Annotated in this window: 10 protein-coding genes; 1 reads left to right on the plus strand and 9 read right to left on the minus strand. The window is 68.8% G+C overall.

What is annotated here, in order from left to right; translation table 11 throughout:
- Window positions 1–175: 175 nt before the first annotated feature.
- The 5 genes from K340_RS0110080 to K340_RS0110100 all read right to left on the minus strand — a co-directional run bounded on the left by K340_RS0110080 (window position 176) and on the right by K340_RS0110100 (window position 8,185).
- Window positions 176–1,612: a hypothetical protein gene (locus K340_RS0110080; RefSeq protein ID WP_211229366.1), complete on the minus strand. Its 1,437-nt coding sequence runs from the start codon at window positions 1,610–1,612 to the stop codon at window positions 176–178.
- A 587-nt stretch (window positions 1,613–2,199) separates the two neighbouring features.
- Window positions 2,200–2,661 carry a DUF3566 domain-containing protein gene (locus K340_RS28985; RefSeq protein ID WP_051265735.1) on the minus strand — a complete coding sequence of 154 codons (462 nt, stop codon included), beginning with the start codon at window positions 2,659–2,661 and terminating at the stop codon, window positions 2,200–2,202.
- Window positions 2,658–5,126: a DNA gyrase subunit A gene (gene gyrA, locus K340_RS0110090; RefSeq protein ID WP_084614296.1), complete on the minus strand. Its 2,469-nt coding sequence runs from the start codon at window positions 5,124–5,126 to the stop codon at window positions 2,658–2,660. Before gyrA ends, K340_RS28985 begins: the two co-directional genes overlap by 4 nt.
- Window positions 5,127–5,505: 379 nt before the next feature.
- Window positions 5,506–7,518 (minus strand): DNA topoisomerase (ATP-hydrolyzing) subunit B, encoded by a 2,013-nt coding sequence (gyrB, locus tag K340_RS0110095; RefSeq protein ID WP_029136616.1) that lies wholly within the window; start codon window positions 7,516–7,518, stop codon window positions 5,506–5,508.
- A gap of 445 nt (window positions 7,519–7,963) precedes the next feature.
- Window positions 7,964–8,185: a putative acetyltransferase gene (locus tag K340_RS0110100; protein WP_154674173.1), complete on the minus strand. Its 222-nt coding sequence runs from the start codon at window positions 8,183–8,185 to the stop codon at window positions 7,964–7,966.
- Window positions 8,186–8,301: 116 nt separating this feature from the next.
- Between K340_RS0110100 and K340_RS0110105 the strand changes: the two genes are divergently transcribed.
- Window positions 8,302–8,820, plus strand: coding sequence for a DUF3817 domain-containing protein (locus K340_RS0110105; RefSeq protein WP_211229367.1), 519 nt, complete (start codon window positions 8,302–8,304; stop codon window positions 8,818–8,820).
- A gap of 12 nt (window positions 8,821–8,832) precedes the next feature.
- Here K340_RS0110105 and K340_RS0110110 read toward each other — a convergent pair whose 3' ends face one another.
- The 4 genes from K340_RS0110110 to K340_RS28990 form a co-directional block, all read right to left on the minus strand.
- Entirely contained in the window at window positions 8,833–10,236 is a 1,404-nt protein-coding gene (locus K340_RS0110110; RefSeq protein WP_029136619.1) for a DHA2 family efflux MFS transporter permease subunit, read from the minus strand.
- Entirely contained in the window at window positions 10,233–10,892 is a 660-nt protein-coding gene (locus K340_RS0110115; protein WP_029136620.1) for a histidine phosphatase family protein, read from the minus strand. The genes K340_RS0110110 and K340_RS0110115 overlap by 4 nt, the downstream gene beginning before the upstream one ends.
- Complete coding sequence (locus K340_RS0110120) at window positions 10,889–12,505, minus strand: FGGY-family carbohydrate kinase (RefSeq protein WP_029136621.1); 1,617 nt, start codon at window positions 12,503–12,505, stop codon at window positions 10,889–10,891. Before K340_RS0110120 ends, K340_RS0110115 begins: the two co-directional genes overlap by 4 nt.
- A 62-nt stretch (window positions 12,506–12,567) precedes the next feature.
- A complete protein-coding gene (locus K340_RS28990; RefSeq protein ID WP_211229368.1) occupies window positions 12,568–13,680 on the minus strand; it encodes a cation diffusion facilitator family transporter in 1,113 nt (370 codons plus the stop codon).
- Window positions 13,681–13,739: the final 59 nt, after the last annotated feature.

Below are 13,739 nucleotides of genomic sequence, written 5' to 3' on the forward strand. Positions count from 1 at the left end.
CGGTCGAGGCGGGCCGGTGCCGGCGCACCCGGGGTTCGCAATGCCACCAGTGGTCCGCAGGGGAAATTCACGTTGCGAACCACTGGCAGCGTTGCGAGGCTCCGGCTGCCCGCCGCCAACCGAGCCGACCCGCAGCCGGCCGGGTGGGCCGGCGGCGGGTCGCCGCGCTGTCCGGTCAGCGGTTGTCGCCGTCCTGCGGGATGGAGGCATTGACCGACGGGTTGACCCTGGTGATGGTGCCGCTGAGGACCCAGGCCCGCTGGCTCGGTGCGAATCGGGGCGACAGCAGCCCGTCGTTGATCTCCCGGGTGACCGCGACCCGGTTGTAGGCGGGCGCCGGCAGGAACAGCCGGTCGTTGGACTGGCCACCGTCCGAGGTGCCCTCGAGGTCGGCCTCCACAGCGGTGACGACGCCGTCGTGGTTCGAGTCGACCCGCGCGACCTCGGCGGCATAACCGTCGAAGATGCGTTTCTTGAGGCTGTGCACGTTGGGCTCGAACGAGGCCAGGCGCTCGTAGGCGTCCAGCAGCACCTCGTTGGACAGCCCGCTCGGGATGAACCGGAGCCGGGTTTCCTTGTGATCGTCGTTGTTGACGCTGCCGCGGTCGGGATCGTCCGGGCTGGTGTTGAGCAGCCGGTCGGGGTCGCGGGGCAGGTTCGGGTTGTCACCTTCGGCCTGCGGGGTGTTGCTGACGCCGGACGGACCCGACCCCGGGATCAGTGAGGACCGAGCGCCGACCTTGCCCTTTTCGAAGGTGCCGGGCAGACCGCCGGTGAACGGCAGCTCGTACGTCGGCGGGGCCCAGTTCGTGTATTGGTTCAGCTCCCAGTAGGAGTGCAGGTCGCTCTGCTGCAGCGCGTTGTAGGCACCCAGCGACACCTGCACCGGAACGGTGTTGGAGACGTGATCCGGCCAGTGATCGGTGGCCGCCGGCAGGTGCACGTTCTTCCCGTCGGTGGTGAAGATCGCGCCGGGCCGATTGTGGTAATCGCCCATCCGGGCCAGCTTCACCACGTCGGCCGCGGTGAGCTTGCCGAACTGCGCATGCCCGTCCGGCCGGGGCGCCGCGGCGGCCGGAACGGTCACATCGTGGATCAGCCAGCCCTCGTACCAGCCCGACTCGTTGTTGATCACGAACAGGCCGGAGATGTCGCTGAAGATGTCCACGAATGAGCCCGGATCGTTCGGATCCTTCGGCAGGCCAGGTTTGGGCTCGACGACTACCCGGATGGCGCCCAGGTTCGGTAGATCGTGGTTGGGTCCGGTCGCGCTGGGCGCGACGCCGTCGTTGACGCCGGGGATCGTTGTGGTGAACTCGTTGGGCTGGAAGTGCTTGGTGTCCAACAGGTAGTACTGGAACAGCTTGCTGGGCGTGGCGGCCTCGGAGAAGGCCGTCATCGGCGGGTAGGTGCTCGGTCGGCTCGCCAGCAGGGCGAGCCGGTCTTTCAGGGGAACGGGTAGCTGCCGGATGTCGCCGCGGTCGGCGAACGCGGATCCCGCGGTCGGATGCGCTGCGGGCGTCGCGGAACTGATGCCGGTGGTGGTGGCCATGGCGACGCCGAGGGCCGCGATGGCCGCGATGCCGGTGACCTTGTTGCTGATTTTGTGCATGACAAGTCCTCGCTCAGGCTGGGCGTATCCCAGCTCGTGGTAACCGCACGGATGGCCGCACGCCAGCAACGCTGCGGCAAACTCGGGTGCTGGTCACCGTCGAAATCGGGCGAAAGGTGGCTCATCCCATGGGATGTGGCGGACCGCTGCCCGATCGACGCTGTCCCGATTCCACTAAGTACGTGACGCCCGGCCGAACGGTTCACCCGGGCGGGACAAGCCCGCTACGCCCCAGCGGGACCACCGGCCCACGTTCGCCGGCACAGCGAAGCGAGGACACGGGGTGGGCGCCCCCGTTCGCCGGCACAGCAAAGCCAGGACACCAGCCCGGGCGCCCGCCCTCGTTCGCCGGCACAGCAAAGCGAGGACACGAACCCGGCGCCCGCGCCCTCGTTCGCCGACACAGCGAAGCGAGGACACGAACCCGGCGCCCGCGCCCTCGTTCGCCGGCACAGCGAAGCGAGGACACGAACCGGGCGAGGAACGAGCCCGGTTAGTGACCGCAGCCGAGCGCGGCCGGCGAACCAATCGGGCACAGCGCGGCCGGCGAACCAATCGGGCACAGCGCGGCCGGCGAACCAGAAGACTCAGTCGCGCTCGCCGAGAGTCAGTTCCACTCCGCCGGCCATGCCGGCGGCGGCGTTGTAGACGAACGCGGCGATGGTGGACAGCGCGGTCAACAGCACGATGTTCACCGCGCCGATCACCGCGGCGATGGTGAACACCCTGGCCGGGGTGATCAGGTCACCGGTGGCCTGCGTGGTGTCCGAGGTGGTCAGCGTGTTGAACGTGTCGTTGACCGAGGTCCAGACGTTCATCCCGCCGAGCACCAGGTAGATGATGCCGATCGCGATCATCCAGACGAAGAACATCACGATCGCCACGATCAGGCTGATCTTCAGCACCGTCCACGGATCGATCCGCTTCAGCTGCAGCGAGGCCAGCCGTGGCGGGCGTTTCGTCGGTTTCGCCCGGCGCGGCGGTGCGGCGTGCCCACCGCCGCTGCCGGACGGATCGTTACGGGGCTGATCCGTGCGAGGCGTCGTCACGCACCGTCACCCTTCTTGTCGGGACCATCGGCCGTATCCGACCCGTTACCGTTTTCGTCCACCTCGTCCGAGGCATCGGCATTGCGGGCGATCGCGACGAGCTTGTCACCGTCGGACAGGTTCATCAACTTCACTCCCATCGTCTGCCGTTGCGCCTTGCGGACCTCCTTGGCCCTGGTCCTGATCACCCCGCCGCTGGAGGTGATCGCGAAGATCTCGGTGTCCAGGTCGGTGATCAACGCGCCCACCAGCTTGCCACGCTTGCGGTCGTACTTGATCGTCAGCACGCCCTTGCCGCCGCGACCCTGCACCGGATACTCGTCGATCTCCGTCCGCTTGGCGAAACCGCCCTCGGTCGCCACCAGCACGTAGGCGCCCTCCTGCGCGACATCCAGCGAGAGTAGTTCGTCACCGTCGCGGAACCGCATGCCCAACACGCCGGAGGTGGCCCGGCCCATCGGCCGCAGCGCCTCGTCGGTCGCGTGGAAGCGGATGGACTGCCCCTCGGCGCTGATCAGCAGCAGATCGTCCTCGCTGGAGCAGAGCACCGCACCGACCAGCTCGTCGCCGTCCCGCAGGTTCACCGCGACGATGCCGCCCTGCCGGTTGGAGTCGAACGCCGTCAGCTCGGACTTCTTGACCAGCCCGCCCTTGGTGGCCAGCACCAGATACGGGGCCACCGAGTAGTTCCGGATCTGGATCACCTGGGCGATCTTCTCGTCCGGCTGGAAGGCCAGCAGGTTCGCCACGTGCTGCCCGCGGGCGTTCCGGTTCGCCTCCGGCAGCTCGTACGCCTTGGCCCGGTACACCCGTCCCTTGTTGGTGAAGAACAGGATCCAGTCGTGGGTGGAGCAGACGAAGAAGTGCGCAACGATGTCGTCCTGCTTGAGGCCGGCGCCCTGCACACCCTTGCCACCGCGCTTCTGGGCCCGGTACAGATCGGACTTGGTGCGCTTGGCGTAGCCGGTCCTGGTGATGGTGACCACCACGTCCTCGACGGCGATCAGGTCCTCCATCGACACGTCACCGTCGTAGGGCACCAGCTTGGAACGCCGCTCGTCGCCGTACTTCTCGACCACCTCGGCGAGCTCGTCGGCGATGATCTGCCGCTTGCGCTCGTCCTTGGCCAGGATGTCCTTGAGGTCGGCGATCTTCAGCTCGATCTCCGCCAACTCGTCGATGATCTGCTGCCGCTGCAGGGCGGTCAGCCGGCGCAGCTGCATGTCCAGGATGGCCATCGCCTGGACGTCGTCGATGTCCAGCAGTTCCTTCAGACCCTCGCGGGCGACGTCGACCGTCTGCGATGCGCGGATCAGCGCGATCACCTCGTCGAGCGCGTCGAGTGCCTTGACCAGGCCGCGCAGGATGTGGGCGCGCTTCTCCGCCTCGTCCAACCGGAACTGGGTCCGCCGGGTGATGACCTCGATCTGGTGGGTGACGTAGAAGCTGATCATCTGGTCCAGCCGCAGGGTGCGGGGCACCCCGTCGACGATGGCCAGCATGTTCGCGCCGAAGCTGGTCTGCAGCTGGGTGTGCTTGAACAGGTTGGCCAGCACCACCTTTGCCACCGCGTCACGCTTGAGGGTGACGACGATGCGCTGCCCGATCCGGTCGCTGGACTCGTCGGCGACGTCGGCCAGGCCGGCCATCTTGCCGTCCTTGTGCAGCTGCGCGATCGACTCGACCAGATTGTCCGGGTTGACCTGGTACGGCAGCTCGGTGACCACCAGAATGGTGCGGCCCTTGCTGTCCTCCTCGATCTCCACGACGGCCCGCATCCGGATGCTGCCGCGGCCGGTCCGATAGGCATCGGCGATACCGTCGGCGCCGACGATCAGCGCGCCGGTCGGAAAATCCGGCCCCTTGATCCGTTCCACGGCCGCCTCGAGCAGTTCTTCCGCCGTTGCCTGCGGGTGCTCAAGGCTCCAGAACACCGCCGCGGCGACCTCGCGGAGATTGTGCGGCGGAATGCGGGTGGCCATGCCGACCGCAATACCTTCCGAACCGTTCACCAGAAGATTCGGGATACGCGAGGGCAGCACCGTCGGTTCGGTGGTCTTGTTGTCGTAGTTCGGGATCATGTCGACGGTGTTCTCGTCAATGCCCGTCAGCATGTGCATCGCCAGATTGCTCATCCGGCATTCCGTGTACCGCATGGCAGCGGCCGGATCGTTACCAGGGGATCCGAAGTTGCCCTGGCCGTCGATCATCGGATAGCGCAGCGACCAGCGCTGCGACATCCGGACAACGGTGTCGTAGATCGACGAGTCGCCGTGCGGGTGGTAGTTACCCATCACGTCGCCGACCACGCGAGAACTCTTGACCCGCCCGCGATCCGGCCGGAAACCGGAGTCGTACATGCCGTACAGCACGCGCCGGTGCACCGGCTTCAGTCCGTCCCGGACGTCCGGCAGCGCACGGGAAACGATGACGCTCATCGCATAGTCGATGAACGAGCGCTGCATCTCCTGCTGAATGTCGATCGGCTCGGTCCGGTCGTGCTGGACGATCACCGTATCGACGGACTCGCCGGCCTCCGCCGTTTCGTCCGGCCCGTCCGAGGAGCCGCTGCCACCGGGGGTGACGTCACCGCCGCCGGGGCTGACGTCACCGCCGTCGACCGAACCGTTGGTCTCGTCAGCGGAGTTGTTGTTCTCGTTGTTGTCGGTACCGGAACCGTTATCGGTGCCGTCGCCATCGGTGGGACCAGTCACAACTGCAGACCTTTCAGATCACGTCCGCGCTGAGCGGAATTTCATCCACAACTGGGGATGAAGCCTGTGGGTGGATCGTCAATTCCCCGACCCGCGTCGAGGAGATATCCGGTTGCCCGGAAATCCGCGCTCAGAAGTCCAGGAAGCGGACATCGCGGGCATTGCGGGTGATGAACGAACGACGCGCCTCCACGTCCTCGCCCATCAGCACGCTGAACAACTCGTCCGCGGTGGCCGCGTCGTCCAGGGTGACCTGCAGCATCAGCCGGTGGGCCGGATCCATCGTGGTCTCCCACAGCTCCTTGGCATCCATCTCGCCCAGACCCTTGTAGCGCTGCACACCGTCGTCCTTGGGCAGCCGGCGGCCGGCCTCGTTGCCGATCTTGATCAACCCGTCGCGCTCGCGGTCGGAGTAGGCGAACTCGTGCGCCCCCTTGGTCCATTTCAGCTTGTACAGCGGCGGCTGGGCCAGGTAGACGTATCCGGCTTCCACCAGTGGCCGCATGAAGCGGAACAGCAAGGTGAGCAGCAGGGTACGGATGTGCTGACCATCGACGTCGGCGTCGGCCATCAGCACGATCTTGTGGTAGCGCACCTTGCTCAGGTCGAACTCGTCGTGGATGCCGGTGCCAAGGGCGGTGATCAGGCTCTGCACCTCGGTGTTCTTCAGAACCCGGTCGATCCTGGCCTTCTCGACATTGATGATCTTGCCGCGGATCGGCAGGATCGCCTGCGTCATCGAATCGCGGCCGGCGCCGGCGCTGCCACCGGCCGAATCGCCCTCGACGATGTACAACTCGGACTGGGCCGGGTCGGTCGACCGGCAGTCCTTGAGCTTGCCGGGCAGGCCGCCGATCTCCAGCGCGCCCTTGCGCCGCACCAGGTCGCGGGCCCGGCGGGCCGCCGCCCTGGCCTGCGCCGAACCGACCGCCTTGCTGATGATCTGCTTGGCCTCCGACGGATTGCGCTCGAACCAGTCGGTGAGCCACTCGTTGCAGGCCTTCTGCACGAAGCTCTTGGCCTCGGTGTTGCCCAGCTTGGTCTTGGTCTGGCCCTCGAACTGCGGCTCCCGCAGCCGGATCGAGATGATCGCCGCCAGGCCCTCGCGGACGTCCTCGCCGGACAGGTTCGGGTCCTTGTCCTTGAGTAGCTTCTTCGCCTTGGCGTAGTTGTTCACCACGGTGGTGAGGCTGGCCCGGAAGCCCTCCTCGTGGGTGCCGCCCTCGTGCGTGTTGATGGTGTTGGCGAAGCTGTGCACCGACTCCGAGTAGGAGGAGTTCCACTGCATGGCCACCTCCACCTCCATCGTCTCGCCCTTGACGTCGAACCCGATGACGGACGGGTGGATCGGGTCCTTGGTGGCGTTGATGTGCTTGACGTAGTCGATCAACCCATCCGGGTAGTGGAACACCCGCTCGGCGGGCAGCGACCTGCGCTCCTTGGCCTCCGTCTTGACGTCCAGCGCGCCGTCCAGAGCGCCGTCGCCCGCGGTCTCGTCGAGCTCGCGCGCCTTGGGCCGCTCGTCGCGCAGCACCATGGTCAGGCCCTTGTTGAGGAAGGCCATCTCCTGCAGCCGCCGGGAGATCGTCTCCAGGTTGTACTCGACGGTCTCGAAGACGTTCGGGTCGGCCCAGAAGGTGATGGTGGTGCCGGTTCCGGTGCTGCTGCCGACAATTTCCAGCGGGCCGGGCACGGCGTTGTCGTAGTTCTGCCGGTAGTGGTTGCCGTCGCGGTTGATGTCGACAACCAACCTGGTCGACAGCGCGTTCACCACGGAGACGCCGACGCCGTGCAGGCCGCCGGAGACGGCATAGGTGTCGGAGTTGAACTTGCCGCCGGCGTGCAGCACGGTGAGCGCCACCTCGACGGCCGGCTTCTTCTGGGTCGGATGCATGTCGACCGGGAAGCCGCGGCCCTCGTCGACGACGCAGACACCGCCATCCGCCTGGAGGGTGACGACGATCTTGGTTCCGAAGCCCGCCATCGCCTCGTCGACCGAGTTGTCCACGACCTCCTGCACCAGGTGGTGCAGGCCGCGTTCGCCGGTGGAACCGATGTACATGCCGGGCCGTTTGCGGACGGCCTCCAGCCCCTCGAGCACGGTAATCGATGACGCGCCGTACTCGTTCTTCTTCTTCGCCACTGGTCTCCTTAGGATGAGAACGGCCCTGGACAGCTGCGCACACCGCGCGTCGATGACGCGACCGGATGCCGCGGCACCGCGGCCCGCCGATGGCGCCGGAACCGGGGATCCGGTCCGGCTGACGACGCCCAACTTTTGGGACTGCCGATTCCGTCAGCGAGGCTGCTGGGCACCACTACGTCGAAGGCACTCCTCATTCTAGCGCTCGGGAGGCCCTCTCCGCCTCTTTCCCGGTACCTGTTAACGCCGTGGCGCGCTTTTTGGCGGGGTTTTGAGGTCATCGGCCGCATCCACGGGTCCGGATGCACCAAGAGTGGACTCAGGAGCCGCCTTCGGTGCACTCCGGCAGGCGCACGGTTGTCCACCCACCGCGATTGCTCCACATTCCTGTGATTGCTCCACCATGCGGCGATTGCTCCACAATCCTGCCGGTCGCGGCTGCGGACTATCGAGGGGGCGGTGGCGGCGGGACCGGCTTGGCGAGCGCGACCTCGGCCAGGTCGATGACGACCTCGCCGCGCCGGGTGCTGATGGTGCAGGTCGCGTCGTCGATCGCGACCAGGTCGCCCAACGCGTCGGTGAAGGCGCCGGGGACCCGGTGACGGACCACCACCCTGGTGCCGATGGGCAGCCCGCGCAGGCGCTCGACCGCTGGGTTGTCGCTCACCTGATCGACGGTAGCCGCCGACGGCCCGTTCGCCCCTGGCGGCCGGTGCGGCGGAGCCGCCGTGCAGCAGCCAGCTAGCGTGGGGGCAAGCCCGCAGAACCCGAGAGGAACCACGCATGTCGTCCCGACCATCGGTGTCCGGTCCGGTCATCACACCGGCCGCGCCGAAACTGTCTCCCCGCCGGTTCTATCGGATCGTCGCCATCGCCGAGACCGTGACCTGGACGCTGCTGATCATCGGCATGCTGCTGAAGTACGTGGCGAAGGCCGGCGGCCTGCCGGTGCTGATCGCCGGCTCCCTGCACGGCCTGGTGTTCATCAGCTACGGGCTGACCGCGGTGCTGGTCGGCGTCAACCAGCGGTGGAACACCCGGCTCATCGTCGCCGCGGTGCTCACCGCCGTCGTGCCGTACGCGACGATCCCGTTCGACAACCGACTGGAGCGGCGTCAGCTGCTCGAGGGTGGCTGGCGCACCACCGCCACCGACGATCCTCGCGATCACACCGCGGTGAGCAGGCTGCTGCGCTGGATGCTCGGACGGCCGGCGGTGCTGACCGGTGTCTTCGTGGCGCTGGTCGTGGTGATCATGGTGACGTTGTTGCTCATCGGTCCGCCGGGCGGCCGCGGCAACTAGCCGGGTCGACGTTCACTTCGAAGTGGTGTGGCCGCGACTCGGTGCGGCGTCGTTGTCGTCGATGGTGAGCGCGAAGAACACCCCGAGGGCGTTGCACGCCGCACAGGCCACCAGCGCCCAACGGAACGGGGTCGGGTCGGCGTCGGGGGCCAGGCCGACCCCGATCGCGGCGATCACCGTCGCGGCGATGGCCACCCCGATGGCCGAGCCGGCCTGCCGGGTGGCGTTGTACAGCGAGGTCCCGGCGCCGATCTTGTCCCTGGGCACGGTGTCGAAAGCGGCGGCCTGGGTCGGCACGAAGGTGTGCGACTGACCGATCCCCAGCACCAGCATCACCAGCACCAGCACCACCGGCGGGACCCGCTGGCCGCTGATCGCCGCCATCGTCAGCAGCAGCAGGCAGACCAACGTCTGCCCGCCGGCGATCAATCGACGCGGCCCGACCCTTCCGTAACGGCGGCCCACCAGCTGGGTGCCGATCATGATCCCGAATGCCTCCGGGAAGGTGAGCAGTCCCGCCTCCATCGCGCCGTAACCGAACGAGGTCTGCAGCATCAGCGGGTAGGCGAACAGCGCCCCGAGGAAGCCGGCCGACGACGCCATGGTGACCAGGTTGGCCGACCGGAACAGCCGCAACGCATAGAGCCGTAGGTGCAGCATCGGTGCCGTCAGCCGCAGTTCGACCATCACCAACAGCACCAGTAGGCCCAGACCGACCAGGCCGCAGACCAGGATGAGTGGCGATCCCCACCCGCGGGATGGGCCCTCGGAGACCGCGAACATCAAGGCGGCGAAACCGATGCCGGCCAGCAGGAACCCGGCGATGTCCAGCCTGGTCCGCGGTGCCGGCGCCAGCGGCCGGACCCAGATGAGGGTGAAGATCAGCGCCAGCGCCCCGATCGGGATGTTGATGCCGAAGATCCACCGCCAGTTCACGTGCTCGACCAGGAACCCGCCCAGTACCGGGCCGAGCGCCGGCGCGAACGCGATCGGCACCGTGGTGATCCGGGACAGCCGGACCCGCTCGTTGGCCGGGAAGGTGCGGAACAGCATGGCCAGCCCGACCGGGGTCATCAGCCCGCCGCCCAGCCCCTGCAGCACCCGGAACAGCACCAACTGCTCGACCGACCCGGCCAGCCCGCAGGCGCCGGAGGCCACCGTGAACGCCGCCAGCGCACCGATGAACACCCCGCGCGGGCCGAACCTGTCGCCGAGCCAGCCGGCCACCGGGATGGCGACCGCGACCGCGACCAGGAAGCCGATGTTGATGGTGGCCGTCTGATCGACCGGCACCCCGAAATCGAGAGCGATGGTCGGCAGGGCCACGTTCACCACGGTCGCGTCGATGATGTTGATGAACATCGCCGCGACGAAAACCGTGGCGACGGCGATCTTCTGCCGCCGTTCGTCGCTCATGGTGCCGCGGGCCGGGTGTCGCCTGACGCTCCGGTGTCCAGTGGCACGTTGAACGAGAGCAGTGCGGCGCCGGAGTCCGGGTCACCGGTCAGCGACAGGGTGGTCAGGGTGCCGTTGTCCAGCCGCGGCAGCACCCGGCGGTAGCTGCCCAGCGGAATGCCCAACAGCGCGCACAGGGTGAGTCGGAAGAAGGTGTTGTGCGCCACCACCAGTACCGTCGCGCCGGGTTGGGCAGCGGCGATCCGATGGAAGACGGCCCGTCCGCGCTCGGCGGCCGCGGTCGGTGGCTCGGCCTCCGGGAAGTGCCCGCCGACCGGATCGTCGACGAACCTGGCGACCAGGTCCGGTGCGGCGGAACGCATTTCGGCCATCGTCCGGCCTTCCATCACGCCGAAGTGCACCTCCCGTAGATCGTCCAGCACGATCGGTTCGATGCCCAGCGCGGCGGCCACCGGTGCCGCCGTCTCCCTGGCCCGGCGGATCGGCGAGACGTACAGCGCCTGCGGTTCGACCCGGCCGGCCCACTCGGCCAACTGCTCCGCCTGCCGGCGCCCGGTCGGTGTCAGGTCGACGTCACTGGACCCGGCGTACCGGTTCTCCGCATGCCAGACGGTCTGGCCGTGCCGGGACACGATGACGGTGGTCGGTGCGGTCACGGCCCGTCCTCCTGTGCTGTCTGGTGTGCGGCTGCTGCCTGGTGCGGCGCGGCGCCGGGCAGCCAGCCGCGCTCGGTGAGCGCGGCGACGAACGCCGCATAGGCGTCGTCGAAGACCGCCGCTCGGTCGGGGTCGGGCTGCAGAGCCCGGGAATGACGGACCATCCGCGCCGCGGTGGCGGCCACGCCGCCGGGTCGATCCGGTGGCGCTGCGGCCAGGATCGCCATCCCTATGGCGGCGTCGGCGTGCTCGGGGACCACCACCGGCAGGCCGAGCAGATCGCAACGCAGCTGGTTCCAGTAGTCGTTCGCGGTGGCCCCGCCGGAGAAGCTGACCGGACCGGAAACCTCCGCGCCGAGTTCCCGGAGCCGTTGGTAGCCAAGACGTTCGGTGAAGGCGATGCCCTGCAGGACGGCGGCGAATCGGGCAGCTGCACCGGCCGGGACGCCCTCGGTGAACCCGGTGGCCGCTGGGGCGACGAACGGGAAGCGCTCGCCCCGGCCGGCCAGCGGGTAGCAGACCCCGCCGGCCGGTTCCAGGGCGGCGGCGGCCGTGCTCAGCGCGGCCAGGTCGGCCCCGGCGAAATCGCGCGCGATGATCCCGGCGCCGATGCCGGACGCCCCGCCCGGCAGCCAGCCGCCGTCCGGGCTCCGGTGCGAGTAGACGGCCCCGGTCGGGTCGATCACCGGCGCCGAGGTACTGCCCTTGATCACCAGGGTGGTGCCAAGGGTCGAGCTCCACGAACCCGGATCCAGTGCGCCGGAAGCGATCTGCGCGGCACAGCCGTCCGTCATGCCGGCCCGGATCGGCGTGCCGACCGGGATCGCGGTGGCCGCGGCAGCGGCCGGGCCCACCTCGCCGATCACCGTGCCCGGCAGTACCACCTCGGGCAGCAGGCCGACGTCCAGCCCGAGGTCGTCGAACACGTCAGATGGCCACCGAAGCTCGATCAGGTCGACGCCGGTCTTCAGCGCCTGGCTGGTGTCGGTGGCTGTCGGGCGGCCGGCCAACCGGGCCACCAGGTGATCGCCCTGGTGGACGATCCGGGCGCCGGCCGGCAGCGCGGCGCTGTGCGCCAAACCACCGTGCGCCAAACCACCGTGCGTCAAACCACTGTGCGTGAAACCACCGTGCGTCAAAGCACTGTGCGTCAAACCACCGTGCGTCAAACCACCGTGCACCAACCACAATGCCTTGGGCAACGCCCAACTCGGCTGCATCGTCACCCCGAACCTGGCCCAGACCGACCGACCGGCGGCCGCCACGGCGGCCCCCTGCTCGACGGCCCGGGCGTCGTCGTACATCAGCGCCGGGGTGAGCGGTCGCTGCCGGGCGTCCTCGACCAGGATCGTCCCGGAGGTGGCGTCCAGCGCAACCCCACCCAGCCTGCGGCCGCCGAGTCCGGCCAGCGCCACCGTGCTCGCCTGGCAGAGCGCACGCCACCACTCGTCGGGATCCTGCTCGTGCCGGCCGGCCTCCCGGCGACTGCTGCGCAGCGGGCTCGCACCGGTGCCGACGACGGTCCCGTCGGCGGCGACCAGCGCGGCGCGCACTCCTTGGGTGCCGATGTCGATGCCCAGGTACAGCGCGTCGTCCCCGGCGGGATCGGACATGGCATCCGCCTTCGACGTCGGGGCAACTGCTCGGCCCCGGGCACCGGCAGCGCCCGTGCCGGTCAGTGCGGGGGGCTGGCCGGGCTGTCGACCCGCCCGGCCACCGGGTGGTGCCGTGGGCCGTGCGGGTCTTCGCAGTTATCCTGCTGCACCGGTGTCCGGCCGCCGTCGGCGGCCCCGGTGCCGCGCGACACCGGCCGCCCGGCCGACGAGGTGGGCGCACCGGCCGGCCGCGCCAGGGTCGGGTCGGGCAGCGTCGCCGGCAGCCTGAAGTCGGCGCCGGCGTGATCGACCTGCAGGGTCGTGTGCCGGATCCGGTAGTCGGACTGCAGCAGCTGCTCGAGCCCACGCCGAACCGCATGGCAGTCGCCGTCCGGCTCGACCAGCACGTGCGCGGACAGTGCCGGCAGGCCCGAGGTGACGTCCCAGATGTGCAGGTCGTGTACCTCGGTGACCCCCGGCTGTTGGGCCATGGCCGGGCCGATCACGTCCGGGTCCTGGTCGGCCGGCGCCGCCTCCAGGAAGATCCGGCCGGAGTCGCGGACCAGCCGATAGCCGGCCAGGATCATCAGCGCGGCGACCACCAGCGCGGCGATCGCGTCCGCCCTGGTGAACCCGGTGAGCATCACCACCAGCCCGGCGAGGGCGGTGGCGATGAAGGCGTAGAGGTCGTTGAGGATGTGCTGGAAGGCGCCCTCGATGTTCAGGCTGGTCCGGTTGGCCTTCGAGATCAGCCAGGCCGCAACGATGTTGACGCCGATGCCGACCAGCGCGGTGACGAATACCAGCAGACCCTCGACCTCGGGCGGTGAGATGAGCCGCCGGATCGACTCGAAGATGAACCAGGCGGCCAGCAGTAGCAGGGTGAGCCCGTTGGCCTGCGCGGAGAGGATCTCGGCCCGGCGGTATCCGTACGTCCAGCGGCCGCGGGCGGGTTTGGCGGCCAGCCGGATCGCGATCAGCGCCAGCACGATCGACGCGGCGTCGGTCAGCATGTGCCCCGCGTCCGAGATCAGCGCGATGGACCCGGCGATGACGCCGACCGTCACCTCGGCGATCAGGAACGCGACGATCAGCGCCAGCGCACCCGAGAGATAGCGCCGATCGGCGTCCACCCGGACGCCGTGATCGTGACCGCCGGTCCCGTGGTCCGCGCGGTGGCTGTGCGTCTCCACGCACTCGACGATACTGCCGGCGGATCCGGGCTTCGGGTGGTCGTTCAGGTCCGTCGTAC

Source organism: Nakamurella lactea DSM 19367, assembly GCF_000426645.1.
In the GTDB taxonomy this organism is placed as follows: domain Bacteria; phylum Actinomycetota; class Actinomycetes; order Mycobacteriales; family Nakamurellaceae; genus Nakamurella; species Nakamurella lactea.